Origin of the sequence: Mesorhizobium sp. M0633, assembly GCF_040320645.1 — a bacterium.
In the GTDB taxonomy this organism is placed as follows: domain Bacteria; phylum Pseudomonadota; class Alphaproteobacteria; order Rhizobiales; family Rhizobiaceae; genus Mesorhizobium.
Window position 1 is genome coordinate 80,484 of the sequence record NZ_JAMYQC010000022.1, and the last position, 26,029, is coordinate 106,512.

Consider the following 26,029-nt stretch of genomic DNA (forward strand, 5'->3'; position numbering starts at 1 on the left):
GGCCACAAAGCAATCGACAGTGGGCAGGAAGGGCGCTATTGCGCTTGTTTCAGACTCGGCGCATGCGAAATGCGCAAAAATCGGAAGTACACATGCTTGGTATGTTGAGAAGCGCGGCGGGGACCTGGGTCGCTAAACTGCTGCTGTCATTGTTGGTGTTGAGCTTCGCCGTCTGGGGCATCTCGGGCCGCCTGATGGGCGGTCTTGCCGGCCATGATGCCGTGATCACGGCCGGAGGCACCAAGGTCTCGATCAACGAATACCGCCTCGCCTACGATCGCCAGCTCAGCGTCATGTCGCAGCAATTCGGCCAGCGCATCAGCCGTGAGCAAGCGACGGCGCTCGGCATCGACAACCAGGTGCTGGCGCAACTCGTGTCGGGCGCCGTCCTCGACGAGCAGGCCCGCAAGCTCGGACTCGGCCTGTCAAAGGACCGGCTCGCCGAACTGACGCGTGAAGACCCGGCGTTCAAAGGGCCTGCCGGAAGCTTCGACAGGAGAACCTTCGAGTACCTGCTTCGGCAGATCGGCATGCGGCCGGAAGACTATTTGAAGAACCGCGCCCAGGTCGCGGTCCGCCAGCAGATCGTCGAGGCGGTTTCGGACGGCCTCAAGGCCCCGGATACATTCTTCAAGGCGGTCGCGCTCTATCGCGGCGAAGATCGCACCATCGACTACCTGACCTTGCCGAAATCGCTGGTCGAACCGATAGAAGCGCCGTCCGACAGCGCGCTTTCGGCCTATTTCGAGGAAAACAAGAAAACCTACGCCGCGCCCGAATACCGCAAGTTCTCCTATGTCAGGCTCGAACCGGAAGACATCATGGATTTGAGCGCGGTGACCGACCAACAGGTCAGCGACGACTACAATAAGAACAAGGCGCGCTACACCACGCCGGAGATGCGCACCATCGAGCAGCTTGTGTTCAAGACACCTGATGCCGCAAAGGCGGCGCTCGATTCGCTCAGGACCGGCGCGACCTTCGACAAGATCGTCGCTGCCGAAGGCAAGACGCCGGCCGACACGCTGCTCGGCACGCTGGCCAAGGACAAGATCGCCGACAAGGCGGTCGCCGATGCTGCCTTCAAACTAAACGTCAATGAGGTCAGCCCGGTCGTACAGGGCGCCTTTGGTCCCGTTCTGCTGCGCGTCACCGAGATCAAGCCCGAAGTGGTGAAGCCGCTGGCCGAAGTGTCCGAGCAGATCCGCAAGGACCTGGCACTGGGCGAGGCAAGCCGCATCTTGCTGGACGTGCACGACAATTACGAGGATACGCGCGCCTCGGGCAGTTCGCTCGCCGAGGCAGCCGCCAAATTGAAGCTGAAGGTCGTCACCATCGATGCCATCGACCGCACCGGCCAACGGCCGGATGGAAGCATCGTCAAAGACCTGCCGGAATCGCCGGCACTCATCAAGGCGGTGTTCGAATCCGAACCCGGAACCGACAATGAAGGCCTCACCACCGCCGATAACGGCTTCGTCTTCTACGACGTGAGCGCGATCACGCCTGCCCGCGACCGCACATTGGACGAAGTCCGCCAGAAGGTCGTGGCCGACTGGACCGCGGCGGAGACCACCAAACGGCTCACCGCAAAAGCACAAGAGCTCGAGAAGCGTCTCAAGGCCGGCGCCACGCTCGAGGTGATCACCGGTGAGCTCAAGCTCGAAAAGCAGACCAAGCGCGGCGTCAAGCGCGATGCTGACGACGTCGATTTCGGCAAGGAAGGGGCCGCCGCGATGTTCGGCGTCGGCGAAGGCGGCACCGGGCTGATCCCCTCACCTACGGGCGACGGACAGATCCTGTTCAAGGTTGCCGAGGTGTTCGAGCCTGCCGGGGCCGATGCCAGCTCAGTACCCGAGGACGCACAGAAGTCCTTCACCTCCGGCATGTCCGACGACCTGCTCGACCAGTTGGTGGCGCAGTTGCAGACGCAATATGACGTCCGCATCGATCAGACGGCCGTAACCCAAGCCCTGGCCAGATGAGCGCGCTGAAGATCCACATCGCCAAGGTCGCCGCCGGCAGCGCTCTTTCTTTCGAGGAGGCGCGCGAGGCCTTCGACATTATCATGTCGGGCGATGCTACCCCCGGCCAGATCGGCGGCTTCTTGATGGCATTGCGCGTGCGCGGTGAGACCGTCAGCGAGATCGCCGGCGCCGTCGCCACCATGCGCGCCAAGATGCTACGTGTCGAAGCCCCCGAGGGCGCCATCGACATTGTCGGCACCGGCGGCGACAATTCGCACAGCGTCAACATTTCGACCGCATCCGCTTTCGTCATCGCCGGCAGCGGCGTGCCCGTCGCCAAGCACGGCAATCGCGGACTGTCCTCGCTGACCGGCGCCGCCGATGTGCTGATCGCATTGGGCGTCAAGATCGACATCCCTCCGGAGACGATCGGCCGCTGCATCCACGAGGCCGGCGTCGGCTTCATGTTCGCGCCGGCGCATCACCCGGCGATGAAGCATGTCGGCCCGACCCGGGTCGAGCTCGGAACCCGCACCATCTTCAACCTGCTGGGCCCGCTTTCCAATCCGGCGAGTGTCAGACGGCAGATGGTCGGCGTGTTCCTGCCCGAATGGATCATGCCCGTGGCAGAAACGTTGAAGGAACTTGGTGCCGACCATGCCTGGATCGTCCATGGCGACGGCTATGACGAGATCACCACCACCGGCGAGACACTTGTCGCCGAACTGGCCGGCGGCGAGATCCGCAGCTTTACGCTGACCCCGGAAGCAGTCGGGCTGACGCGTCACACCAAGGACGAGTTGCGCGGCGGCGACGCCGCCCACAACGCCCAGGCACTGCGCGACATGCTGGGCGGCGCCGCCGGCGCCTTTCGCGATACGGTGCTGATGAATGCCGGCGCCGGGCTGGTGGTGGCCGGCAAAGCGACGACGCTTGCCGACGGCATGGTAACGGCGGCGCAGGCCATCGACAGCGGCCGCGCGCTGAAAGTGCTCGATAGGCTGATCGAGATTTCGAACGGTTAAAACCATGTCCGACATCCTGCGCAAGATCGAGGCTTACAAGCGCGACGAGATCACGGCGGCCAAGGCGCGCGTGCCGCTCGCCGAGATCAAGGCACGGGCGACTGATGCCGACGCGCCGCGCGGCTTTCTTTCCGCCCTTGAAGCAAAGCGCAAATCCGGCAGGTTCGCGCTGATTGCCGAAATCAAGAAGGCTAGCCCATCCAAAGGCCTGATCCGCGCCGATTTCGATCCGCCGACGCTGGCCAGTGCCTATGCGAAGGGCGGTGCCGTCTGCCTTTCGGTGCTGACCGACGCACCCTCCTTCCAAGGCGCGCCCGAATTCCTCACCACTGCGCGCGCTGCCGTCGAGCTGCCTGCATTGCGCAAGGATTTCCTGTTCGACCCCTATCAGGTCTACGAGGCCAGGGCATGGGGCGCCGATGCCATCCTGATCATCATGGCCAGCGTCGACGACGCGTTGGCAAGAGAACTCGAAGCGACAGCGTTCGGGCTCGGCATGGACGCGCTGGTCGAAGTGCATGACGAGGCTGAAATGGAACGCGCGCTGCAGCTGTCGTCGCGGCTGATCGGAATCAACAACCGCAATCTCCGGACCTTCGAAACCAGCCTACAGACCTCGGAGCGGCTGGTAGCGATGGTGCCGGCCGACCGCCATCTGGTCAGCGAGAGCGGTATCTTTTCGCACGACGATTGCCGCCGGCTGGAGCAGAGCGGCATTGCGACTTTCCTGGTCGGCGAGAGCCTGATGCGCCAGCAGGACGTGGCCGCGGCAACGCGCCTGCTGTTGACGGGCAAGGCGCCGGCAGAGGCCGTTTGAGGATGGCGGCCGCCCTCACCCATCTTGGCGCGCAGGGCGAAGCCAACATGGTCGATGTCGGCGACAAGGCTGAGACGGTGCGCACGGCAGTCGCAGAAGGTTTTGTCGCGATGCGGCCCGAGACGCTGGACATGATCCTCGCCGGCGACGCCAAGAAGGGCGACGTGCTGGGCACCGCGCGCATTGCCGGCATCATGGCGGCCAAGAAGACGCATGAACTGATCCCGCTTTGCCATCCGCTGCTGCTGACCAGGATATCTGTCGATATCGAGGCGGACGCCGCGCTGCCCGGCCTGAAGGTGACAGCATTGACCCGCGTCACCGGCAAGACCGGCGTTGAGATGGAGGCTCTGAGTGCCGTCTCGGTCGCTTGCCTGACCATCTACGACATGGCCAAGGCGGTCGACCGCGCCATGGTCATCTCCGGCATCAGGCTGGTTGAAAAGACCGGCGGCAAATCCGGCGACTATAAGGTCACCGGAGATCGGACCACCGGGGCCGGCCGATAATGGCGCTGGTCCCCGTTGCCGAGGCGCTCGAGCGCCTGCTGGATGGCGCAGCAGCGCTGCCGGGTGAACGCGTCGCACTGCTGGATGCCGCAGACCGCGTGTTGGCGGAGCCGGTCGTGGCGCTCCGCACCCAGCCGCCGTTCAATGCCTCCGCCATGGACGGCTATGCCGTGCGGGCCGCCGATATCGCGTTCATACCAGCAAAGCTTTCGGTGGTCGGCATGGCGCCAGCCGGACGCGGCTTTGCCGGGGTGGTGCAGCAAGGGCAAGCCGTACGCATCTTTACCGGCGCGCCGCTTCCCGAAGGCGCCGACACCATCGTCATCCAGGAGAACGTCCGCGACCACGGCGGCGGCAGCGTCGAAGTGACGGAGCCGACGGTGCAGGGGCGCAACATCCGCCGCCTCGGGCTCGATTTCGCCAAGGACGACGTCCTGCTGGGCGAGGGCCGCCTGCTCGATCCGGCGGCCTTGTCGCTGGCGGCATCGGCCAACCACCCCAAGGTCGGCGTGGTCAAGCGGCCGCTGGTCGCCATCATCGCCACCGGCGACGAATTGCTGCCGCCGGGCAGTGAGCTTGGCCCCGACCAGATCATCTCGTCAAACGCCTATGGCGTCGCCGCCGCCGCACAGTCGGTCGGCGCGCGCGCGCTCGATCTCGGCATTGCGCCGGACCGCAAGGAGGCGATCGCTGCGCTGGTGACAAAGGCGGTGAAGGCGGGCGCGAACGTCATCGTCACGCTGGGTGGTGCCTCGGTCGGAGACCACGACCTCGTTCATGACGTGCTGACCGGGGAAGGCATGGCTCTCGATTTCTGGAAGATCGCCATGCGGCCCGGCAAGCCGCTGATGTTCGGGCGGCTGGGCGACATCCGCTGCATCGGCCTGCCCGGCAATCCGGTGGCAAGCCTGGTCTGCACCCAGCTCTTCCTGAAGCCGTTGCTGGCGCAGCTCGGCGGCCGCGCCTTTCAGCAGGATATGCGTCGGGCGCGGCTCGGTACCGCCATGCCGGCCAATGATCTCAGGCAGGATTATGTGCGGGCTGTTGTCAGCACCAACGCCGGCGCGCTCGTGGCGACGCCGTTCGGCATCCAGGACTCCTCGATGCTGAAAATGCTGGCCGATGCCGACGGGCTGATCGTTCGCGCGCCGTTCGCTCCTGCCGCGGCGGCGGGCTCCCCCTGCGACGTGCTGATGCTACGCTGAACCTGCCTCACTCCGAAATCAAGGTCCGGGTCAGCGGATGGTCTGGATCGGCCAAACCGTCGATGATGTTGAAATGATGCCGGTCAGGTTCGACCACCGAGCTGGTCGCGGTACCCAGGCCGATCCAGATGTTGGCCAGCAACGCGCTCTGACGCAGGAATTCGGCGCGCTCGCCGCCGCTGGCCCAGCAGGTCAGGCGGGCCTTGTCCATCGGGCGCAGCAGCACCGGGCTTTCGGCCTGCGCCTCGGCCTCATCGATCGCGATCGTCTCGTTCATGCCGGTGCGCATGATCGGGCGCAAATCATGCACCCCCGAGATCGACACCACGTGACGAACGCGCCGGACCACTTCGGGCGCCAGCGGCGTCGTCGCCGTAACCATCCGGCTAACAAGATGGCCGCCGGCCGAGTGTCCGGTCAGCATCAGCGGCCCTGGGACCATCGCCGCCGCCTTGCCGATCGCCGCGCCGACTTCCTTGACGATGCCGCCAATGCGTATCTGCGGACAGAGCGTGTAGGACGGCATCGCCACCGCATAGCCGCGATCAACAGGGCCAGTGGCAAGATGCGACCAGAAATTTTTGTCGAATGCCATCCAGTAGCCGCCATGAACGAACACCACGAGTCCCTTGGGCTTGATGGCCGGCAGGAAAAGATCGAGCCGGTTGCGTGGGTTGTCGCCATAGGCCATGTCGAGCCGCGCCCTGCCCTCGGTCGAAAGCACGTCGCGGAAACCCGCGCGGGCTCGATCCAGGCCGCCGGCCAGCGATCGCTGCCGGCTACGTTGGCGCCGTTGGCATAGGCGTTGTCCCAATCGGCAATGTGACGTTCGAACACCCTGCGCCCTCCCTGGCATATGGCCTTGCAACGTAGCCGTGAGCATCGCGCGGCGCGTCGTCGCCAGCCTCACGATTCCAGCTCTCGCATCAATCTCAAGTGACAGCCGCCTTGATGGCGAAGCGCGCTTCCTTCCACGCACCGGTGCGCAGGATGTCCTCAAGCACTTCGACGGCCTGCCAGACATCGGCATAGCCGACATAGAGCGGCGTAAAGCCGAAGCGCATGGTCGATGGCGCGCGAAAATCGCCGATCACGCCACGTTCGATCAGCGCGCGCATGATCTGGTAGCCATGCTCATGCATGAATGAAATCTGGCTGCCGCGTTTTTCCCCATCGCGCGTGCTCTCGAGCGTGAGCCCGTAAGTGCCGCACTTTGCCTCGACAAGCTCAATGAACAGATCCGCCAGCGCGATGCTCTTCTTGCGCACCGCCGTCATGTCGACATCGTTCCAGATGTCGAGCGCGCCCTTCAGCGTGCGCATCGACAGGACCGGCTGGGTGCCGCACAGAAACCGGCGGATGCCGGTGCCGGCCGCATAGCCTGGCTCGAAGGCGAAGGGCCGTGCATGGCCCCACCAGCCGGTGAGCGGCTGCTGGATGTCGGAAAGATGCCGCTCAGCCGCATAGATGAAGGCAGGCGCGCCCGGGCCGCCATTCAGATATTTGTAGGTGCAGCCAACGGCAAAATCGGCGTTTGCCTTGTCGAGCTCGACTGACATCGCGCCGGCGGTGTGGCAGAGATCCCAGACGATCATCGCCCCGGCTTCCTGAGCCCTGCGCGTCAGCGCCGGCATGTCGCGCAGTTCGCCCGACTTGTAGTTGACGTGGTTGACCAGCACCACGGCGGTGCGTTCGTCGATCAGCTCTTCGATGGTCGGCGCGTCGATCCCCGAGAGGCGCAGCAGCGTATCTTTTCGCGTCGAAACCACACCCTCAGCCATGTAGAGGTCCGTCGGAAAACTATCGCCCTCGGCGACGATGACCTGCCGCTCCGGTCGCATGGCCATGGCGGCGTGCAGCAGCTTGTAGATGTTGACCGATGTCGTGTCGCAGACCACCGTCTGGCCGGCCGCGGCACCGATCAGGCGCCCGAGCTGGTCGCCAAGTTCAAGCGGCATGTTGAACCAGCCGGCCGTGTTCCATGCGCGGATGAGATCATGCGACCATTCTTCGGTCGCGGCCTTGTGCAGTTCATCGAAAGCGGCACGTGAAGCAGCTCCTAGCGAATTGCCGTCGAGATAGATCACTCCTTGCGGCAACACGAAGCGGTCGCGCATCGCGCGCAGCGGATCTGCGGCATCCATCGCCTTTATGGCGGCGAGATCGGGAATTCCTGTCATGATGTGCCTGCTCCCCCCAAAAATTCAACGCAACGCCGGACACGCATCGACTGTTCTTCCATCACCTGGTTGCGCGCAGCAAGGCTCCACCGGCGAGAAGCAGCCTGACCAGGCGACTGGAAACCAGGAGTTAACCCGAGGTTGGCGTTTTGAGTTCGTTTCGTTCACGGTGCATTGACCGAACCGCGCAGTCGATACGGGTTCAATTCCGTGCCCTTTGCCGACCGACGGCCGATGTCAGTGCTGCCTTCTGGGAAGCCAGAAGGCGCAAACGAAAGCAGAATCAAGGGGATGACGCTCGCGACGGTGAAAATGCGGCATTCCGGTAGGGGCGTGGTTTGTTTCCCAAGCCTTAACGCATTCATTAAACTTTAAACGGTTGCGGAACACAACTGGAACAGATAGTGTTTGTTCTGGGTTTGTTTTTCTGATTCTGTTGGGGGTCGCTATGCTGACACGCAAACAACACGAACTGCTTATGTTCATCCACGAAAGGTTGAAGGAAAGCGGTATTCCGCCCTCCTTCGACGAGATGAAGGAGGCGCTCGACCTGGCTTCCAAATCGGGAATCCATCGGCTGATTACGGCGCTGGAGGAGCGCGGCTTCATTCGCCGTTTGCCCAACCGGGCCCGTGCGCTGGAGGTGCTGCGCCTGCCTGACTCGATCGCCCCCGGCCTCAATGCGGCACGCAAGTTCTCGCCGAGTGTCATCCAGGGTAGTCTTGGGCAAGGCGCCCCTCGGCAGGGCAAGCCGACATCGTCGCGCGTCCCTGCAGCCGGCAATGACGACGATGTCGTCGCCGCCGTTTCGATCCCGGTGATGGGCCGCATCGCCGCCGGTGTGCCGATCGACGCCATCCAGCACCAGACGCATTCGATTTCGGTGCCGCCGGATATGATCATGGGCGGCGAGCATTATGCGCTCGAGGTCAAAGGCGATTCGATGATCGAGGCCGGCATTTTCGACGGCGACACGGTGATCATCCGCAATGCCGATACGGCGAGCCCCGGTGAGATCGTGGTGGCACTGGTCGACGAGGAGGAAGCGACGCTGAAGCGGTTCCGCCGCAAGGGCGCCTCGATCGCCCTGGAAGCCGCCAATCCGGCCTACGAGACGCGCATCTTCGGACCAGACAGGGTCAAGGTGCAGGGCAAGCTCGTCGGACTGATCCGCCGCTACTGAGCTCCGCCCTTGGCGCCGGCTTTGGGGTTGTCGGCCCTGCGGTATGGCGGCAGGCCCCGTGCCGCGCGTGAAAATTTCCGCTGCACGTGCCAGGGCCGGTATGATTTTTCGACCGCGAAACGGATTTCGGCGCGCGTTGCCGCTTGTGGATCGAAGTAGACGGCGGCACTTCCCGCGCGCGCCAGTTGCCGTTTGGTGACGACGAGGACCAGTCGGTCGTAGTAGCAGGGGTTATGGGCGGTGGCGTCGTCGATGACGATCAAGCTGGCAAAGGCGCAGGCTGGCCGCGCAGTATCGCGGTCCTTGGCTTGCGCGATGATCGCGCCGGATGGATGCCTGGCAAGGCAGAGGCCGTCCGTGCAAATGAACGGCATGCCCGGCGGTAGGTCGGCCGGATCGGCAATGTCGAATTGCGGGTCGTTCTTTCCAGGTGTTTCCGGCGCGACGATAGCCTCTGATGTGAGCGCGCGTTTCCAGTTGTCGATGGTGAACTCATTCGGGCGTGCCCGGTTGACCGCGAGTTCACCGCTGCCGATCGGCAGCGCGACCAGCCGTGCGTCCTCCGAGACCAATACGTCGGGTATGCGTGTCTGCGTTGTCGTCAGCAAGCCGGCGAGCGCAAAAGGAAGTGCCGCCAGCCGCAACCAGGTCGTCGCCATGCTGGCAATGACGAGGGCGATCGTCACCAGAAGGACGGATCTCAGCGAAATTAGCCCGACCGCATCGATCGGCGAGCGCTCCGAGATCCACCCGGACAGGGCGATCATCGCCGTCAGCCCCTTGCCCATGACATAGAGGAAAGGGCCATCCGCACCGAACGGCATCGCCAGCGCGCTGAGAACGGCGAAGGGCATGACGACCAGTGAGACGATGGGCATGATGGCCAGATTGGCGAACAGGCTGAGAGGCGCCACGCGCTGGAAATGCCATATGGCGAAAAGCGCCGTGGCGCTCCCTGCAATGATCGAGGTCATCGCCAGACCGCACATGCCCAGCAGGACCTTTCGAGTGGCAAAGCGTAGCGGCGACCGCCGCGGCGGCGGCGTGGTGGCCCTGCCGGCGCGGTAATCGGACCAGCCTGCATAGGCGCCGACAAGGGCCGCCGTCGCGGCGAAGGACATCTGGAAACTCGGACCGACCACCTCGTGCGGCGACACCAGGATGACCGCGATGGCCGAGATCGCCAGGTTGCGCATGGTGAGCGCGGCCCGGTCGAACAGCACGGCGATAAGCATCACCGCCAGCATGATGAAGCTGCGTTCGGCCGCCACGACAATGCCGGAAAAGACGAGGTAGGCCGAAATCGAAAAAAGCGCGGCGGCCGCGGCATATTTCTTGACCGGCCGTCGCGATGAGAAATCGGGAAACAGCGCAAAGGCACCCCGCAGCAGCGCCATGATGGTGCCGGCGACCAACGCCATATGCAGCCCCGAGATGGAGATGATGTGGTAGATGCCGGTGCGCCGCATCGCTTCGTTGATCTCCTCGGGAATGCCGGCGCGCACGCCGACGATCAGCGCAGCAGCAATCTCGCCCTCGGCACCGCCGATGCGGCTGCGGATATGGTCGGCGATGGATTCGCGCGCGTCTTCGATCGCGGAAGAAAGCTGCGCGGCAAGCGGCATGCTGCCCGACGACACGACTTTCGGATTGCCGAGAAAAAAGCCGCTGCCGCCGATACCGGCGAAATAGCTGTCGAAGGAGAAATCATAGCTGTCGGGCCGCACCGGGCCGGTCGGCGGCAGCAGCCGCACATAGCCGGTGATCTCGGAACCGGCGGTCAGCTCAGCCGGTATCTTCATCGCCGAAACGCGGACCCGTTCCGGCATGTAGCGCAGTGTCGGCCTGGCGGTTGAGATCACATCGATTGTCAGCCTGATGCGGCCGCTCGCCATGGGCTCGTACGATACGACGCGACCCGTCAGCCGCGTCGAGATTTCGGAACCGAGCATATGCGTTCCGACACGCCATGTCTCGAACTTGGCGGCAAGTACGCCAAGCGCGCAGAGCAGCGCCACCATGAAGCACAGGCGCGTCCTGGGCCATGACCGTGAGACGACGGTACAAAGGGCCGCGAGGAGCGCGATTGCGATCGGCTGTGGAAAGGCCGGCTCCACCGACAGCCCGAAATATACGACCACCCCGCATGCGAGGAACACCGGCACCAGCAGGAAGGCGATGCCGCGGTCGAGTTCCAGGCCGGCTGCCGAGGTTACGCTGTTGCGGATACGGGACGGTGACGGGAGGCGGAAACGCCTGGGCAGGCGTACGATGGGCTCGCCCGCGGGCACGAGAACCGCTGCTGGGTCGCTGGCCGGCAGCGACGGAGCATCGAAGCGCGGAGCGGGTAGCAATGCCGGTGCCGGCAGGACAGGCGGGGGAGCGGCAAACAGCAAGCGTTCGCTGACGCCGCTGCCAACGTCCACGCCCTCGCCCGCACCACGGCCTCGCACAGCCATCGGGTCTGCCCCTTGCGCCCTCGACCTCCTATGCTACATGAACGCGCAACGCGCGAAAGTCCGCAAACCCACTTCCTTCGCCCGCCTGAGAGTTCCATGCCCGATAAGGTCGTCACCCGTTTTGCCCCCTCGCCCACCGGCTATCTGCACATTGGCGGGGCGCGCACGGCGCTGTTCAACTGGCTGTATGCCAAGCACACAGGCGGCACTATGCTGCTGCGCATCGAGGACACCGACCGCGAGCGCTCCACCGATGCGGCAAGCGCGGCCATTCTCGACGGGCTTTCCTGGCTTGGCCTGACATGGGACGGCGAGCCGGTGTCGCAGTTCGAGCGTGCGCCGCGCCATCGCGAGGTGGCCGAGGAGCTCGTTCGTATGGGCAAGGCCTATTATTGTTATGCGACGCCTGCCGAGCTAGAGGCAATGCGCGAGAGCGCACGGGCCAAGGGGCTGCCTCCCCGCTATGATGGACGCTGGCGCGACCGCGACCCGTCGGAGGCGCCGCCCGGCGCCAAGGGGGCGATCCGCATCAAGGCGCCGACAGACGGCGAGACGGTGGTGCATGACCGCGTCCAGGGCGACGTGCGCTTTCCCAACAAGGATCTCGACGATTTCATTATTCTGCGCTCGGACGGTAATCCCACCTACATGCATGCCGTCGTCGTCGACGATCACGACATGGGCATCACCCACATCATCCGCGGCGACGATCATTTGACCAACGCCGCACGCCAGACCGTAATCTATCAGGCCATGGGCTGGGAGGTGCCATCGATGTCGCATATCCCGCTGATCCACGGTGCCGACGGCGCCAAGCTGTCGAAGCGGCACGGTGCGCTTGGCGTCGAAGCCTATCGCGCCATGGGCTACCTGCCGGAGGCGCTGCTCAACTATCTGGCGAGGCTTGGCTGGAGCCACGGCGACGATGAGATCATGTCGATCGCCGACATGATTGCATGGTTCGACATTGGCGACGTCAACAAGGGCGCCGCCCGTTTCGACTTCGCCAAGCTCGAGGCGCTTAATGGCGTGCATATGCGCCGGATGAACGACGCGGCGTTGCTCGACATCTTCATCGCCACTCTGCCCTATCTAGAAGGCGGCCCGGCAATCGCCGCTCGCCTCGACGACAGACGCAGGGCGCAACTGCTTGCCGCGTTGCCGGGCCTGAAGGAGCGCGCCAAGACGCTGGTCGAACTTGTTGAAGGGGCTGCATTCCTTTTCGTCGAGCGGCCGCTGCCGGTCGACGAGAAGGCGGCGGCGCTGCTCAGCGGTGAGGCGCGCGCGATCCTCCGGGGCGCTCATGCGGCACTAGCCACGGTTTCGGAGTGGTCTGCCGCCTCAGCCGAAGCCGCGATCCGCGACTATGCGCAGTCCGCCGGCCATAAACTCGGCGTCGTGGCCCAACCTTTGCGCGCCGCGCTCACCGGCAAAAGTACCTCGCCAGGTGTCTTTGATGTGCTTGCCGTGCTTGGCCGCGAGGAAAGCCTGGCGCGGATCGCTGATCAAATCGATTAGCAAACTGGCCCAAGAAGATTGGCATTGAAAGGTGTGTTTCGCAGTGCAACATTGGGTCTTGGCCTAATCTGCCGCGCAGATTCAATTGCGGGCGCAAATGTGCGTATTCCGATGCTTTTGACGTGTTGGGTTCAGATATTTTGCCTTTGCCGGCCTGAGGAAACAAAAAGGAGTTTGCTATGACCGAACCTGCGACAAAAATGGAATTTGGCGGCAAAACCCAGGCATCGACGGCCAAGCTGGAACTCGGCGGCAAAATCCATGAATTCAAGATACGAAGTGGTTCGGTAGGACCTGACGTTATCGACATCGGTTCGCTCTACAACACCGCCGGCGTCTTTACCTACGATCCCGGTTTTACGTCGACGGCGAGCTGCGAATCGGAAATCACCTTCATCGATGGCGATGCCGGCATTCTTTTGCACCGCGGCTACCCGATCGACCAATTGGCCGAGCACGGCGACTTCCTCGAAGTCTGCTATCTCTTGCTCTATGGTGAACTCCCGACCAAGGCGCAGAAGGACGATTTCGACTACCGGGTGACGCGCCACACCATGGTGCATGAGCAGATGTCGCGCTTTTTCACCGGCTTCCGCCGTGATGCGCATCCGATGGCGGTGATGTGCGGCGTGGTCGGCGCGCTGTCGGCCTTCTATCACGATTCCACCGATATCTCGGACCCCTATCAACGCATGGTCGCGTCAATGCGGCTGATCGCCAAGATGCCGACGATCGCGGCGATGGCCTATAAATACCACATCGGCCAGCCATTCATTTACCCGAAGAACGAGCTGAATTTCGCAGCCAATTTCCTGCATATGTGCTTCGCCGTGCCTTGCGAGGAATACAAGATCAATCCGGTGCTGGCCCGCGCGATGGAGCGCATCTTCATCCTGCACGCCGATCACGAACAGAACGCCTCGACTTCGACCGTCCGCCTGGCCGGCTCGTCGGGCGCCAATCCTTTTGCCTGTATCGCTGCCGGCATCGCCTGCCTGTGGGGTCCCGCACATGGCGGCGCCAACGAGGCAGCCCTGAACATGCTGGGCGAGATCGGTCATGTCGATCACATCCCGGAATTCATTGCGCGCGCCAAGGATAAGAACGATCCGTTCCGATTGATGGGATTTGGCCACCGCGTTTACAAGAATTACGATCCGCGCGCCAAGATCATGCAGAAGACCGCGCACGAGGTCCTGGGCGAGCTCGGCATCAAGGACGATCCACTGCTCGACATCGCCATGGAGCTGGAAAGGATCGCACTGACCGATTCCTATTTCATCGAGAAGAAGCTCTATCCGAACGTCGATTTCTATTCCGGCATCACGCTGAAGGCGCTGGGCTTTCCCACCACCATGTTCACCGTGCTGTTCGCGGTCGCCCGCACCGTCGGCTGGATCGCGCAGTGGAAGGAGATGATCGAGGACCCGCACCAGAAGATCGGTCGCCCGCGCCAGCTCTATACCGGCGCGCCGGAACGGGACTACGTGCCAATCGCGAAGCGGTGAAGGTGGTGAATGGTGAATGGTGAATGGTGAATGGTGAATGGGAGTAGCGAAGCGTCGCTCCCTGTCCATAGAAACCACTATTCACAATTCACTCACTTCCTCACCATGCCCATCACCACACCCGCGGCAATCTCGCCTGACGGCTTGGCGGTTGCCATACGCCCGGCAATGTCGGCAAAACCGTGCTTCTGCCAGGTGCGGTAGGCGGTATCGGAGAACAGCGCTTCCAACTGCCGCGCCAGATAATGCGGCCGCACATATTGATTGTAGTGTTCCGGCACAACCGGCCGGTCGGCAATGAGATTGGGCAAGGCTGCGCTCCATACTTTGATCAGCGGCTGCGCCATGCGCATGACCGGATCGAGCCGGTAGCAGGAGATCATCGGCACACCCGCCAGTGCCAGTTCCAGCGATACCGTCCCCGACGCGATCAGCGCCGCATCCGCCTTGCCGAAGGCCTGCCATTTGCGTTCGGCATCAAGTATGATCTCCGGCTTCTCGTCCCAGCTCGCGACCGAGGTCCTGACCAGGTCGGCGACGTGCGGCACCGTCGGCAACAGCAGGCGCAAGCGGTGCCCGCGCGCCCGCAGGATCGACAGCGTTTCGCCGAACGGCCCAACCAGGCGCCGCACCTCGCCGCGACGCGAACCGGGCAATACAAGCAACGTTTTCACACGGTCAGCGGAGAGGTTACGCGGCTGCGCCTGCGCCCTGGCGGCACTGACTATGCCCGGATCGTGTGCAAGGCGATGCCCGACATAGGTGCCGGGCGGCCCGCCCAGGCGAGCGAGTTCCTTCACCTCGAACGGCAGGATGCAAAGAATGTGATCGACATATGGCTTCATCGCCGCCGCCCTGCCCGGCCGCCAAGCCCACACGCTCGGGCAGACATAGTGGACGATCGGGATAGTCGGATCGGCGGCACGCACCTTCTTGGCGACGCGCAGCGAGAAATCCGGACTGTCGATGGTGATAAGGCAATCGGGCTTTTCACCGGCAATCGCGTTTACCGTCTGGCCGATCCGCCGCATCAGGCGCGGCAGGTCGCGCAGGATAGCGCTAAGCCCCATCAGTGCGATCTCGCTGCCGTCGAACAATGGCGCCAGGCCGAGCGCCTGCAAATGGCGGCCGCCGATGCCGACAAGCCGAACTTCGCGCCCGGTCATGCGCTTGAGCGCCTGCACAAGGTCGGCGCCAAGCAGGTCGCCGGACTCCTCGCCGGCGACGACGGCTATCTTCAACGGCCGCTCATTCGCCATGCGCCGGCTCCGCAGCAGGCAGGCCGATTACGAACAGGCCGAGCGCATTGGCACGTCCGATGGTGGCGGGACCTTCGAGCACTAGCGAGCGACCGGCTTCGACGGCAATGCCGGCCAGTCCGGCGGCATGCGCCGCCTCGACGGTCAGCGGGCCGATGGAGGGCAGATCGGCACGCAGTTCCTGACCGGGCTTGGCGCATTTGACCAGAACACCGCGGCTCCCGCCGGCCAGCCTGCCGTGCCCGCGCAACTCCCTTGTCCGCTCGAGCAGCCCGTCGGTGCCTTCGACGCCTTCCAACGCAATGGCGCGGCCGCCGACCGCAACAGCCGCTTGGCCGATATCCAGCGCGCCGATGGCTTTTGCCGCCGCGTGCGCCGCCTCGATGTCGCGCCAGTCGGATTTGCGTGGCGCCGCCTTGGTCAGCAGGCCTTCGGCGGCGACCAGCTCCGGCACGATCTCGTGAGCGCCGACGACCTTGATGCCGCTGCGCTCGATCCTGCGCACGAACAGTTTCAGCACCGTATCGTCCCCCCGGGTTACACCGACGAAGAGGCTGGGTAGCCACGCGAGCAGGCCCAAATTGAGGCGCATGGCGCTCAGCCTGGGGCGGCGCGTGATATGACCCGCGGTTACGAGATGCGTAACGTGATGCCGCTTAAGGATCGGCAGCAGCGAGCCGACGTCTTCCAGCCTCAAGGTTGCCTGCTCATAGGGCTCGAAATCGGCTATGCGATCGACCTCGCCGGCCGCCATCACGACGAAGGGCAATTTGCCTTGCCGGGCGAGCGCTCGGGCAATTTCGACCGGGAGACTGCCGCCGCCGGCGATGATGCCGACCTTGGCATCTGGCGCGAGATCAAGGCCCTTTCCGGCAGCCTCAATCTTCGTCATCTGCCCTCAGTCTTCATCATCGGTATCGTCGCCGTCGCTACCCTTGAGCGACGGCACGGCGTAGTGCCGCTTGCCGCGACCGGCGATGAAGTCGACGATCTTCATGGCAGTCGGCGACGAGGCGAATTCCGCCTTGGCGAATTCGATGTTTTCGCCGACGGTCCGGGAGCGATCGAAGATCGTCTTGTAGGCTTTGCGCAGCAAGTGGATCTCCGAACGCGGCAGGCCGGCGCGCTTCAAGCCAATGATGTTGAGGCCGCGAAGGCTGGCACGGTTGCCAACGGCGATGGCGTAAGGAATGACGTCGCCGACGATCGCCGAGCAACCGCCGAGAAAGGCGTTATCGCCGATGCGGACAAACTGATGAACCGCGGTAAGGCCGCCGATGTAGACATTGTCACCGACTTCGCAATGCCCGCCTAACGTCGCTTGATTGGCGAAGGTGGCGTTCTTGCCGACCACGCAGTCATGGGCAATATGGGCATAGGCAAGGAAATTGCCGTTGTCGCCGATCGTCGTCTCGCCGCGGCTGGAATCGGTGCCGACATGCATGGTGACACCTTCGCGGATCGTGCAGTTCTCGCCGATCACCAGCGTGGTACGGCCGCCCTTGTGCTTGGTGTTCTGCGGCGGCCCGCCCAGTATCGCCATCGGATAGACCCTGGTCGATGCACCGATGGTGGTCGCGCCAATCACCGAGACATGGCTGACCAGTTCGACGCGGTCGCCGATCACGGCGTCGGGGCCGACGTGACAGAAGGGCCCGATGCGGGCGCCTTCGCCGATTTGGGCGCCTGCCTCGATGACCGACGATGGATGGATGACTGTCTGGATTTTCATTAGCATTCGTTTGTCAGCCGCTTGCGACCATCATCGCCGAGATCTCGGCTTCCGCCGCCTTGGCGCCATCGACGAGGGCCTCGCAAGCGAATTTGAGAAGATTGCCGCGTTTCTTGATTTTCTTCACATGAATTTTCAGCTGGTCGCCTGGAACGACCGGCTTGCGGAACTTGGCATTGTCGATGGTCAGGAAATAAACCAGCGACGGCTTTTCCGTACCAAGGCTGCGGATGCAGATGGCGCCGGCCGTCTGCGCCATCGCCTCGATGATCAGCACGCCGGGCATGACCGGCTGGTCGGGGAAATGACCTTGGAAATGCGGCTCGTTTATGGTGACGTTCTTGATGCCGATGGCGGATTCGTCGCCATCTATGTCGACAATACGGTCGATCATCAAGAACGGATAGCGGTGCGGCAGGAGCTTCATCAGCCGCATTATGTCAACCGCTTCAAGCGTCGCCGCTGCGATGTCAGCCATTTCCCCCCTCACCCTGTTTGCGCGTCCGTGCAAGTCTGCGCAAGGCCGCTATCTCGCGCATGGCTTCCGCCATCGGCTGCGCCGGATATCCTCCCCAAATCTCACCGGCAGGCACATTGCTCATAAACCCGCTTCTTGCCGCAAGCTTGGCCCCGGACCCGATGGTCAAATGATCCGCAAGGCCGACACCGCCACCCATGGTGACGTTGTCGCCTACCGTCACGGAACCGGAAATACCCGAAAGCCCGGCTATTATGCAATTGCGGCCGATGCGAACGTTGTGCGCGATCTGCACCAGATTGTCGATCTTGGTGCCCTGGCCGATGATCGTGTCGGACATGGCGCCGCGATCGACGGTCGTATTCGACCCGATCTCGACGTCGTCCTGGATGATGACGCGGCCGATCTGCGGAACCCGCTCCGGACCCTTGGCGCCGGCCACGAAACCGAAGCCATCCTGGCCGATCCTGGCACCGCCATGGATGATGACGCGATTGCCGATCAACGCATATTGCACGCTGGCACCTGGACCGACATAGCCGTCGCGGCCAATCTGCGAGGACGGACCGATGACCGCATGCGGGGCAATGACGGTCCCGCTGCCGATGGCAGCGCGAGGTCCGATGATCGCACCTGCTTCGATGATCGCACCGGCCTCGACATGGGCGGTCGCATCGATATGGGCGTGCGGCGAGACACCGGTTTCGCCGGTCATCGGTCCAGGCGTTGCAGCCGCCGGAAAAAGCAGACGCCCGACCATTGCGAAGGCCTGCTGCGGGCGCGGATGCACCAGCACCGCGATGCCCGCCGGCGCCTTGCCGGCAAATTCGGCAGGGCAGAGAACCGCCGCCGCCCGCAGTGACTGCATCAGGGCGAAATTGCGCCTGCCATCGACGAAGACAAGGGCGTTCTCGCCGCCTTCGTTGGCGGGCGCCAGAGCCTCGATCGATACATCGGAGAGACCGGAATCAACAAGCGTCGAGCCAGTCAGATTCGCGACTTCGCCGGCCGTATACCGGCGTGAGGGCGCGAAGAACACCGGATCGGTCATTCCAGAAGCAATATCCAGCTAGCGCATGACCCGAAAATCGGAAATCGACCCTCGGAAAGGATCATGCGCAAATCAAAGTGCTACACCGTCCTTTGCGCGTCCGATAGGACGCGCTGCGCTGTAGTGTCGGATCACTGCCATCCGGATCCAAACGAGCCGGAAGCATCATTGCCCGCACATCAGAAGCGGGTCGATATGCCGAAGTTGAATTCCTGCACGTCGTCGGTCTTTTCCTTCTTGACCGGGATCGCATAGTCGATGCGGATCGGGCCGAAAGGCGATGCCCACATCAAACCGACACCGACGGAAGCGCGCCATTCCATGCCGGTTGTCGAAGAATTGACAAGGCCACTTGCGATTTTGCTGCCGTAGAGCGTTGCCGCATCGGCGAACACAGCGCCACGCAAACCGAAGCTTTCGGGGATGACCGGCAGCGGGAACTGCGCTTCCGCCGAGGCATTGAAGTAGGTGGTGCCGCCGAGATGGTCATTGCTGTTGTCCGAAGCAACCGGGCCGATGCCGCCATATTCGAAACCGCGGATCATGCGGTCGCTGCTCTGGAAATGGTCGAAGACGCGCAGATCGCCGTTGCCATAGCCTTGGACATGGCCGGCGCCGCCCGAAATGAGGCCCACCAGGTCCAATTGTTCGGACAGCGTCTGATAAATGCTGCCGCGCGCCGTGACCTTGATGAATTTGGCATCGCCGCCGAGGCCGGCCACTTCGGTGCCGACATTGGCATAAATGCCATCATGCGGGTTCTTCATGTCGTCGATCGTATTGTAGATCAGGCCGAGACTGACCGAGGACTTGAGCCATGGGCTCTCGTTAACGCCGTTTTGGATCGCCTGGGACACGTCGCAACCGGCCGATGGGTCGCAGCCCTCGTCGAATTCGTACTTCTCTTGCGCAATATTATAAGCGAGTTGCGTCGAGATATTGTCGGTGATCGGCAGGCCGAAGCGGACGGTTGCGCCCGTCGTGTCGCTGTCGTAATGGTCGTAGTTTCGGCTCTGCTTGTAGATGTCGAAGCCGGCCGCGATGCGGCGTCCGAGGAAATAGGGTTCGGTGAAAGAGAAGCTGTAGTCGCGCGAGTTCTTGCCACCGCCCGCCGCCACCTTGATGAATTGGCCGCGACCGAGGAAGTTGCGCTCACTGACGGAACCTTCGACGGACGGACCTGACGTTTCACCGCCGCTCGAATAACCGGCGCCGACCGTGAACTCACCGGTCGATTTCTCGACCACATCGACCACCAGCACAACCTGGTCCGGCTCAGAACCCGGAACGGTCGAAATTTCGACTTTTTCAAAATAATCGAGCGCTTCCAGTCGCCTCTTCGCGCGCTGGATGAGCACCTGATTGAAAGCATCGCCTTCGCTGACATCGAACTCGCGGCGAATGACGTAGTCGCGCGTCCGATCGTTGCCGCGAATCTCGATGCGCTCGATATAGGCCTTGGTGCCCTGATCGACCGTATAGACCACCGAGATCGTGTGGTTTTCGAAGTTGCGGTCGCCGCGCGGCGTCACCTGGGCGAAGGCATAGCCGGATCCAGCGACCTTTTCGGTCAAGGCGATGATCGTGTCCTCGACGTTCTTGGCGTTGTAGACATCGCCCTTGTGGGTCTCGACCACCGATTCGAGCGACTTGGCGTCGACCTCGGGGATCGTGCTTTCGACGCTGACATCCCCGAACGTATAACGCTCGCCCTCCTGCACCGTGATGGTGACGGTGTATTTGTTGGTTGTGTCGTCGAGTTCGCCGACAGCCGAGACGACCTGGAAGTCGGCATAGCCGTGATTATAATAGAAGCGGCGCAGCAGCTCCTGGTCGGCGCGCAGCTTGTCCTCGTCATAAACATCGTCGCGCAGCACGAACGACAGGAAGGACGAACGCTTGGTGGAGATGATGTCCGACAGCCGGCGGCTCGAATAGGCGCTGTTGCCGACGAAATTGATCGCCGCAATCTGGGTGCGGCCGCCTTCGTTGATGTTGAAGACCACATTTACCCGGTTGTCGCCGAGATCCATGATCTGGGTGGTCACGGCGGCATCGTCGCGGCCGATACGCCGGTATGCGGCCTTGACCGCCTCGACATCGGCGTCGAGCTGTTGTTGCGAGAAGGTGCCGCGCGGCTTCAATTGCACCGCGGCCTCAAGCGCGTTGTCCTTAAGCTTCTTGTTGCCCTGGAACAGCACCTGGTTGACGACCTGGTATTCGGACACCTTGATGACCAGCGTCGATCCGACCTGGTTGATCTGCACATCCGAAAACAGCCCGGTGCCAAACAGCGCCTTGACCGCATCGTCGATATCCGAACTGGAAAACGCCTTGCCGGGCTTGATCGTCACGTAATTGCGGATGGTGTCCGCGTCGACACGCTGATTGCCGGTGACTTCGACTCTGGAGACGACAGCCGCCTCGGCGGCCGATGTGGCAACGAACTGCACTGCGAGCGCGCCTGGTACAACCAGAGCGGCGGACATAGCCACCGCGGACGCGGCGCTCAGAAACTTGGATGCTGCCTTCATCGGGCTTTTGTACCTTTTCTCGAAGTCCCCACGGCGAGAAAACCGGACGTGCGGTAATTTCCCCTACCGTATTAACCGGATTTTCCCTACACGCAAGGCTTCTGGTTAATTTGTATTTACTTAACCCTGCGGCGTGGCTTTCGCGTCACGCATATCCCCACGCATGGTAAACGGCGTCTCAACATTGCTCGTGCCGAAGCCAAATTCCTTCATGATTTCAGCACCCAAACAGATCGTTCCAGAAAACAAAGCCCATGAACCCGAGCACCAATATGAGGCCGCTTCGGTAAGCCATTTCCATCATGCGTTCGGACACCGGCCGCCGGATGACAGCCTCCACGCCGTAGAACAGAAGATGCCCTCCGTCGAGGGGGGGAATCGGCAAAAGGTTGAGAATCCCTATCCCGACTGACAGGAATGCAACAAGCTGCACGAGCCATTCAAAGCCGAGCTTTGCCGCCTGACCCGACATCTTGGCGATCTTGATGGGGCCGCCCAGCTGGCACTTGTCCTCGCGGCCGACAACGAAACGTTGCAGGAACTGGCCGGTACGCTGGATGACGTGTCCGGTTTCCTGGACCGCTGCCCCGACCGCCCCGGCCGGACTATAGGTGATCAGCCGTGGCTGGCCGAGTTCCTTGTTGTTGACGACGCCGATCACGGCCACCTGGACCTTATTGCCCAGTGCGTCTTGTTGTTCCATCAAGCGCGGCGTCGCCGTGACGGTGATTTCCTTGCCGGCGCGTAGCATGACGAAGGTGATGCTGTCGCCGGCGCGGCCAGAGACCAGACGCTGGACGTCGGCAAAGGTCTCGACCTTGCTGCCGTCGACGCTGACGAATCGGTCGCCGGGCATAATGCCGGCCGCGGCGGCCGGACTGCCGACGGTGACCTCAGCCACCATCGGCTCCAGCACGGGCCGGCCATGGACGGAAAACAGCACGGCAAAGACGGCGATCGTCAGCAGGAAGTTGAACAGCGGCCCCGCCACGACGGTCGCCGCGCGCTTCCAGATCGGCTGCGTGTGGAAGGCGACCTTGCGTTCCTCCTCGCTCAGCGCCTCGATCTCCTCCGAGCTGGGCTGGCTCGACGTCGCGTTCATGTCGCCGACGAACTTGACGTAGCCGCCGAGCGGTATGGCGCAAAGCTTCCAGCGCGTGCCGCGGCTATCGTTGAAGCCGATGATCTCTGGGCCGAAACCGATCGAAAAGGCTTTTGCGCCGATACCGCACCAGCGCCCGACGAGGTAATGGCCCATTTCGTGGACAAAAACGACCACGGTCAGCACGAACAGGAAAGGCACCAGCGTGCCGAGGACAAAGCCCTCTGTGCTGAAAACCGCGTGAAAAATCTCGTTCAATTCATGCCCTCAAATTCATCCACGGCACAGATCACGCCGCGACTGTGACATCAATCCAGGCGAATCCATGACGCAGCCCCGCGTCGGCCCACCGACGATGCCGTTCAAACCGGAAACAGCCCCTGTGCCGGATGGTCGGCGGTCGCGGAAATCCAGCCGATGACGTATAGGGCGAAAGCCGCCGCGACAAGCCCATCTACCCGATCCATGATGCCGCCATGGCCGGGTATCAGCGTGCCGGAATCTTTACGGCCGTGGCGTCGCTTGACCCATGATTCGAACAGGTCGCCGGCCTGCGCGACAATCGAAAGCACCAGTGCGACCACGCCAAGCACGACGAGGTTGCCCGTTCCGGCTACGGCGGCCAGAAGCAGCCCGGCCACTACGCCGCCGACCAACCCACCGAGCGCCCCGCTCCGCGTCTTGCCCGGCGAGATCGACGGCGCCAGCCTTGGACCACCGATGGAGCGGCCGACGAAATAGGCAAAGATATCGGTCGCCCAAACCACGGCGAATAGGAACAGAATGGCCAGCAGCCCTGAATGGTCGCCGTCACGCAAGAAGGCCAGCGACAAGCCGGACACGGCCGCATAGGCAAGGCCGGATGCTTCCCACGGTCCTGCCCTGCGCATGGAAGAAGCGACGGCAGTGACAGCAACCAGAGCCGCGACGAGCGGCAGCAGCAAAGACGCAGGCAGGCCGGCGACGAGGGCACCAATAAAGACCACGATCAGCGCCTCGGGCAGAAAGCCGAGACCTGCCGTAGCACCAGCACCTGCCGGGGCAACGGGGCGGCTCATACGCGTCCACTCGTAGAAGATCACCGCCGCCATGGCGGCGCAAAGCAACCGGAAGGACAGTCCGCCGAGCCAGGTCAGGGCAAGCGTGACGATGGCAAGCACGACGGCCGAAATGACCCGGAGTTGGAGGTTGCTCATTCCTCAGCCTGAGGCGACATCTTGGGCGGCAAGTCCGCCGAAGCGGCGCTCGCGGCCGGCGAAATCGCGCAGTGCATCGGACAGGTGCTCGCGACTGAAGTCGGGCCAGTAGCAAGGCAGGAAAACGAGTTCGCTATAGGCGGCCTGCCATAACAGGAAGTTGGACAGCCGAAGCTCGCCGCTGGTGCGGATGACCAGTTCCGGGTCCGGAATGCCCTCTGTATCGAGCGAGCTGGCAAAGGAATCGGCCGTGATCGCCTCGCTCTCGATCTCACCGCGCGCCACCGCCGCTGCGAGCTTGCGCGCGGTGCGCACGATCTCGTCGCGCCCGCCGTAATTGAAGGCAATGACCAGTGTCAGCGCCTCGTTGCCGAGAGTGAGCGTTTCGGCTTCCTCGAGCAGCCCCCTTATGTCGGGCTGCAGCCCTGCCCTGTCACCGATGACCCTGATCCGCACCCCACTCTGGTGCAGCTCGGCGAGGTCACGTCGGATGAAAAGCTTAAGCAGGCCCATGAGGTCGCTGACTTCGGATTTCGGCCGTGACCAGTTTTCCGACGAAAAAGCGTAGACGGTCAGGAAGGAGATGCCGAGGCCGGGGGCGGCGCGCACTGTCTTGCGCAGCGCCTCGACGCCGGCGCGGTGACCGGCCAGCCGCGGTAAGCCGCGCGCCTTGGCCCAGCGTCCGTTTCCGTCCATGATGATCGCGACATGCGCGGGCGTTGCCATATTCTCGCTTCCGGGCCAGGCGTGGCCAGACCCTAGACCTGCATGATTTCCGCTTCCTTGTCGGAAAGCAGGTGGTCGATGGTGCTGATTGTCTCGTCGGTCAGTTTCTGAACCTGGTCGGCCCGTTTGCGGTGGTCGTCCTCACTGATGTCGCCGTCCTTTTCCGCCTTTTTCAGAAAGTCCATGCCGTCCCGGCGAACGTGGCGTGCGGCGACGCGGGCATTCTCGGCATAACCGTGCGAGATCTTGACCAGTTCCTTGCGGCGCTGTTCGTTGAGCTCGGGCAGCGGAATCCTGAGATTGGTACCGTCGACGATAGGATTGAAGCCGAGATTGGCTTCACGGATGGCGCGGTCGACTGCGCTGACCATCGACTTGTCCCAGACCGAAACCGAAATCATGCGCGGTTCCGGCACCGACACTGTTGCCACCTGGTTGATCGGCATGGTGGTGCCATAGGCCTGCACCTGGACGGCATCGAGCAGGTTGCTCGACGCGCGGCCGGTGCGCAGCGAAGCCAGATCATGCTTGAACGCGGCGATCGCCCCGTCCATGCGCCGTTTGAGATCGTCGTACTCGCCACTCATCATCGTCTCCTCGACCCGTTAACCCGGGTTCACTGCTTAGGCCCTGTTCGAGCCTCATCCGCAACCGGTCCCTTTCGGGTTCATGGTCCGGTCAATCGTCTGCGACAACCGTGCAACGGCCGCCGCCCCTCAGGATATCGCCGAAGCCACCCTTCTCGTGGATCGAATAGACGATTATCGGAATGTTGTTTTCGCGCGCAAGTGCAATCGCCGCCGTATCCATGATCGAAAGCCCGCGTTTGATGACTTCGTCATGGCTGATCCGCTCGAAACGTGTCGCATGCGGGTCCTTCTTGGGATCAGCCGAATAGACACCATCGACCTGGGTGCCCTTGAACAGAGCATCGGCGCCGATCTCGGCGGCGCGAAGGGCTGCAGCCGAATCGGTGGTGAAGAACGGATTGCCGGTGCCGCCGGCGAAGATGACGACCTTGCCCTGGTTCATGTAGGCGGTCGCCTGACGCTGCGAAAAACTTTCGCAAAGCTCGGGCATGGCGATCGCCGACAGCACCACGGCGTCGACGCCGATCTTGTTGAGCGAGGTGCGCAGCGCCAGCGAATTGATAACCGTGGCAAGCATGCCCATATGGTCGCCGGTGACGCGGTCTCCGCCTTTTGACGCAACCGCGACGCCACGGAAGATGTTGCCGCCGCCTATGACGACACCGACTTCGATGCCCAATGCGCGGGCCTCGGCGATGTCGGCGGCGATGCGGTCGACCACCGATACGTCGATGCCGAAATGCTGCTCGCCCATCAACGCTTCGCCCGACGCTTTCAGCAAGACACGTCGGTAGAGGGGCTTCACCGTCATCTGGTCCTCGTCATCGTGCGTGTGACGCGTTTCGGTGCGCCCCGAAACACTGGGCGTTCCGATACACGAAGGGGGCCCCGGTTTGAACCGGCGCCCCCGCCGGAAATTTTAGTTGGTGGTCCGCGATAGAGCTCAGCAAAACCCCGGCAAATTGGGTCGGCTGAGGAGATACGGGCGAT

General features: G+C 62.9%; 21 protein-coding genes and 1 pseudogene. 8 read left to right on the forward strand and 14 right to left on the reverse strand.

Annotated elements, in window-relative coordinates; genetic code table 11:
- Positions 1–92: 92 nt before the first annotated feature.
- Genes NKI47_RS22120 through NKI47_RS22140 form a run of 5 tightly spaced genes read left to right on the forward strand, consistent with a single transcriptional unit; the run spans position 93 to position 5,523 of the window.
- The gene (locus tag NKI47_RS22120; protein ID WP_352593663.1) at positions 93–1,985 is read left to right on the forward strand and encodes a SurA N-terminal domain-containing protein; all 1,893 of its coding nucleotides are present in this window, start codon (positions 93–95) and stop codon (positions 1,983–1,985) included.
- On the forward strand, positions 1,982–2,992 hold the full coding sequence (gene trpD, locus NKI47_RS22125) for an anthranilate phosphoribosyltransferase (RefSeq protein ID WP_023674955.1): 1,011 nt from the start codon (positions 1,982–1,984) through the stop codon (positions 2,990–2,992). The genes NKI47_RS22120 and trpD overlap by 4 nt, the downstream gene beginning before the upstream one ends.
- A 4-nt stretch (positions 2,993–2,996) precedes the next feature.
- Positions 2,997–3,809 carry an indole-3-glycerol phosphate synthase TrpC gene (trpC, locus tag NKI47_RS22130; protein ID WP_023674954.1) on the forward strand — a complete coding sequence of 271 codons (813 nt, stop codon included), beginning with the start codon at positions 2,997–2,999 and terminating at the stop codon, positions 3,807–3,809.
- A gap of 2 nt (positions 3,810–3,811) precedes the next feature.
- A complete protein-coding gene (gene moaC / locus NKI47_RS22135; protein ID WP_023674953.1) occupies positions 3,812–4,318 on the forward strand; it encodes a cyclic pyranopterin monophosphate synthase MoaC in 507 nt (168 codons plus the stop codon).
- Positions 4,318–5,523 carry a molybdopterin molybdotransferase MoeA gene (locus NKI47_RS22140; RefSeq protein WP_352593665.1) on the forward strand — a complete coding sequence of 402 codons (1,206 nt, stop codon included), beginning with the start codon at positions 4,318–4,320 and terminating at the stop codon, positions 5,521–5,523. The genes moaC and NKI47_RS22140 overlap by 1 nt, the downstream gene beginning before the upstream one ends.
- 7 nt (positions 5,524–5,530) lie before the next feature.
- On the opposite strand, the pseudogene NKI47_RS22145 reads toward NKI47_RS22140, so the two are convergent.
- Both NKI47_RS22145 and kynU read right to left on the reverse strand, forming a co-directional pair.
- Positions 5,531–6,360, reverse strand: a pseudogene (locus NKI47_RS22145) (hormone-sensitive lipase).
- A gap of 95 nt (positions 6,361–6,455) precedes the next feature.
- The gene (kynU, locus tag NKI47_RS22150) at positions 6,456–7,703 is read right to left on the reverse strand and encodes a kynureninase (RefSeq protein ID WP_023674950.1); all 1,248 of its coding nucleotides are present in this window, start codon (positions 7,701–7,703) and stop codon (positions 6,456–6,458) included.
- Positions 7,704–8,151: 448 nt separating this feature from the next.
- Between kynU and lexA the strand changes: the two genes are divergently transcribed.
- Positions 8,152–8,886 (forward strand): transcriptional repressor LexA, encoded by a 735-nt coding sequence (lexA, locus tag NKI47_RS22155; protein WP_023674949.1) that lies wholly within the window; start codon positions 8,152–8,154, stop codon positions 8,884–8,886.
- Here lexA and NKI47_RS22160 read toward each other — a convergent pair.
- Positions 8,880–11,345, reverse strand: coding sequence for a ComEC/Rec2 family competence protein (locus NKI47_RS22160; RefSeq protein ID WP_352593667.1), 2,466 nt, complete (start codon positions 11,343–11,345; stop codon positions 8,880–8,882). The genes lexA and NKI47_RS22160 overlap by 7 nt on opposite strands.
- Positions 11,346–11,441: 96 nt before the next feature.
- On the opposite strand from NKI47_RS22160, the gene gltX reads away from it, so the two are divergent.
- Complete coding sequence (gene gltX / locus NKI47_RS22165; RefSeq protein ID WP_352593669.1) at positions 11,442–12,863, forward strand: glutamate--tRNA ligase; 1,422 nt, start codon at positions 11,442–11,444, stop codon at positions 12,861–12,863.
- A 179-nt stretch (positions 12,864–13,042) separates the two neighbouring features.
- Entirely contained in the window at positions 13,043–14,371 is a 1,329-nt protein-coding gene (gene gltA, locus NKI47_RS22170; protein WP_352568691.1) for a citrate synthase, read from the forward strand.
- Between the two features lie 92 nt (positions 14,372–14,463).
- Here the strand turns inward: gltA and lpxB are convergent, their stop codons facing one another.
- The 11 genes from lpxB to pyrH form a co-directional block, all read right to left on the reverse strand.
- The gene (gene lpxB, locus NKI47_RS22175; RefSeq protein ID WP_352593671.1) at positions 14,464–15,630 is read right to left on the reverse strand and encodes a lipid-A-disaccharide synthase; all 1,167 of its coding nucleotides are present in this window, start codon (positions 15,628–15,630) and stop codon (positions 14,464–14,466) included.
- Entirely contained in the window at positions 15,620–16,522 is a 903-nt protein-coding gene (locus NKI47_RS22180; protein ID WP_352448825.1) for an LpxI family protein, read from the reverse strand. The genes lpxB and NKI47_RS22180 overlap by 11 nt, the downstream gene beginning before the upstream one ends.
- A 6-nt stretch (positions 16,523–16,528) precedes the next feature.
- On the reverse strand, positions 16,529–17,362 hold the full coding sequence (lpxA, locus tag NKI47_RS22185) for an acyl-ACP--UDP-N-acetylglucosamine O-acyltransferase (protein ID WP_352593673.1): 834 nt from the start codon (positions 17,360–17,362) through the stop codon (positions 16,529–16,531).
- 13 nt (positions 17,363–17,375) lie between these two features.
- On the reverse strand, positions 17,376–17,840 hold the full coding sequence (gene fabZ / locus NKI47_RS22190) for a 3-hydroxyacyl-ACP dehydratase FabZ (protein ID WP_023674942.1): 465 nt from the start codon (positions 17,838–17,840) through the stop codon (positions 17,376–17,378).
- Positions 17,833–18,891 (reverse strand): UDP-3-O-(3-hydroxymyristoyl)glucosamine N-acyltransferase, encoded by a 1,059-nt coding sequence (gene lpxD / locus NKI47_RS22195; protein ID WP_352593675.1) that lies wholly within the window; start codon positions 18,889–18,891, stop codon positions 17,833–17,835. Before lpxD ends, fabZ begins: the two co-directional genes overlap by 8 nt.
- Before the next feature lie 179 nt (positions 18,892–19,070).
- Positions 19,071–21,425 (reverse strand): outer membrane protein assembly factor BamA, encoded by a 2,355-nt coding sequence (gene bamA / locus NKI47_RS22200; protein WP_352593677.1) that lies wholly within the window; start codon positions 21,423–21,425, stop codon positions 19,071–19,073.
- A 217-nt stretch (positions 21,426–21,642) separates the two neighbouring features.
- A complete protein-coding gene (rseP, locus tag NKI47_RS22205; RefSeq protein WP_352593679.1) occupies positions 21,643–22,785 on the reverse strand; it encodes an RIP metalloprotease RseP in 1,143 nt (380 codons plus the stop codon).
- Positions 22,786–22,889: 104 nt separating this feature from the next.
- On the reverse strand, positions 22,890–23,723 hold the full coding sequence (locus tag NKI47_RS22210; protein WP_352448820.1) for a phosphatidate cytidylyltransferase: 834 nt from the start codon (positions 23,721–23,723) through the stop codon (positions 22,890–22,892).
- 3 nt (positions 23,724–23,726) lie between these two features.
- On the reverse strand, positions 23,727–24,449 hold the full coding sequence (locus NKI47_RS22215; protein ID WP_352448819.1) for an isoprenyl transferase: 723 nt from the start codon (positions 24,447–24,449) through the stop codon (positions 23,727–23,729).
- A gap of 32 nt (positions 24,450–24,481) precedes the next feature.
- Positions 24,482–25,036, reverse strand: a complete 555-nt coding sequence (gene frr / locus NKI47_RS22220; protein WP_084640965.1) for a ribosome recycling factor — start codon at positions 25,034–25,036, stop codon at positions 24,482–24,484.
- A 91-nt stretch (positions 25,037–25,127) separates the two neighbouring features.
- Complete coding sequence (gene pyrH / locus NKI47_RS22225) at positions 25,128–25,850, reverse strand: UMP kinase (protein ID WP_023674934.1); 723 nt, start codon at positions 25,848–25,850, stop codon at positions 25,128–25,130.
- Positions 25,851–26,029: the final 179 nt, after the last annotated feature.

What these genes read in the sequence shown, in the direction of transcription:
- NKI47_RS22120 (WP_352593663.1), top strand. Translation starts at nt 93, where the DNA reads ATGCTTGGTATGTTGAGAAGCGCGGCGGGGACCTGGGTCGCTAAACTG.
- trpD (WP_023674955.1), top strand. Translation starts at nt 1,982, where the DNA reads ATGAGCGCGCTGAAGATCCACATCGCCAAGGTCGCCGCCGGCAGCGCT.
- trpC (WP_023674954.1), top strand. Translation starts at nt 2,997, where the DNA reads ATGTCCGACATCCTGCGCAAGATCGAGGCTTACAAGCGCGACGAGATC.
- moaC (WP_023674953.1), top strand. Translation starts at nt 3,812, where the DNA reads ATGGCGGCCGCCCTCACCCATCTTGGCGCGCAGGGCGAAGCCAACATG.
- NKI47_RS22140 (WP_352593665.1), top strand. Translation starts at nt 4,318, where the DNA reads ATGGCGCTGGTCCCCGTTGCCGAGGCGCTCGAGCGCCTGCTGGATGGC.
- kynU (WP_023674950.1), bottom strand. Translation starts at nt 7,703, where the DNA reads ATGACAGGAATTCCCGATCTCGCCGCCATAAAGGCGATGGATGCCGCA.
- lexA (WP_023674949.1), top strand. Translation starts at nt 8,152, where the DNA reads ATGCTGACACGCAAACAACACGAACTGCTTATGTTCATCCACGAAAGG.
- NKI47_RS22160 (WP_352593667.1), bottom strand. Translation starts at nt 11,345, where the DNA reads ATGGCTGTGCGAGGCCGTGGTGCGGGCGAGGGCGTGGACGTTGGCAGC.
- gltX (WP_352593669.1), top strand. Translation starts at nt 11,442, where the DNA reads ATGCCCGATAAGGTCGTCACCCGTTTTGCCCCCTCGCCCACCGGCTAT.
- gltA (WP_352568691.1), top strand. Translation starts at nt 13,043, where the DNA reads ATGACCGAACCTGCGACAAAAATGGAATTTGGCGGCAAAACCCAGGCA.
- lpxB (WP_352593671.1), bottom strand. Translation starts at nt 15,630, where the DNA reads ATGGCGAATGAGCGGCCGTTGAAGATAGCCGTCGTCGCCGGCGAGGAG.
- NKI47_RS22180 (WP_352448825.1), bottom strand. Translation starts at nt 16,522, where the DNA reads ATGACGAAGATTGAGGCTGCCGGAAAGGGCCTTGATCTCGCGCCAGAT.
- lpxA (WP_352593673.1), bottom strand. Translation starts at nt 17,362, where the DNA reads ATGAAAATCCAGACAGTCATCCATCCATCGTCGGTCATCGAGGCAGGC.
- fabZ (WP_023674942.1), bottom strand. Translation starts at nt 17,840, where the DNA reads ATGGCTGACATCGCAGCGGCGACGCTTGAAGCGGTTGACATAATGCGG.
- lpxD (WP_352593675.1), bottom strand. Translation starts at nt 18,891, where the DNA reads ATGACCGATCCGGTGTTCTTCGCGCCCTCACGCCGGTATACGGCCGGC.
- bamA (WP_352593677.1), bottom strand. Translation starts at nt 21,425, where the DNA reads ATGAAGGCAGCATCCAAGTTTCTGAGCGCCGCGTCCGCGGTGGCTATG.
- NKI47_RS22210 (WP_352448820.1), bottom strand. Translation starts at nt 23,723, where the DNA reads ATGAGCAACCTCCAACTCCGGGTCATTTCGGCCGTCGTGCTTGCCATC.
- NKI47_RS22215 (WP_352448819.1), bottom strand. Translation starts at nt 24,449, where the DNA reads ATGGCAACGCCCGCGCATGTCGCGATCATCATGGACGGAAACGGACGC.
- frr (WP_084640965.1), bottom strand. Translation starts at nt 25,036, where the DNA reads ATGAGTGGCGAGTACGACGATCTCAAACGGCGCATGGACGGGGCGATC.
- pyrH (WP_023674934.1), bottom strand. Translation starts at nt 25,850, where the DNA reads ATGACGGTGAAGCCCCTCTACCGACGTGTCTTGCTGAAAGCGTCGGGC.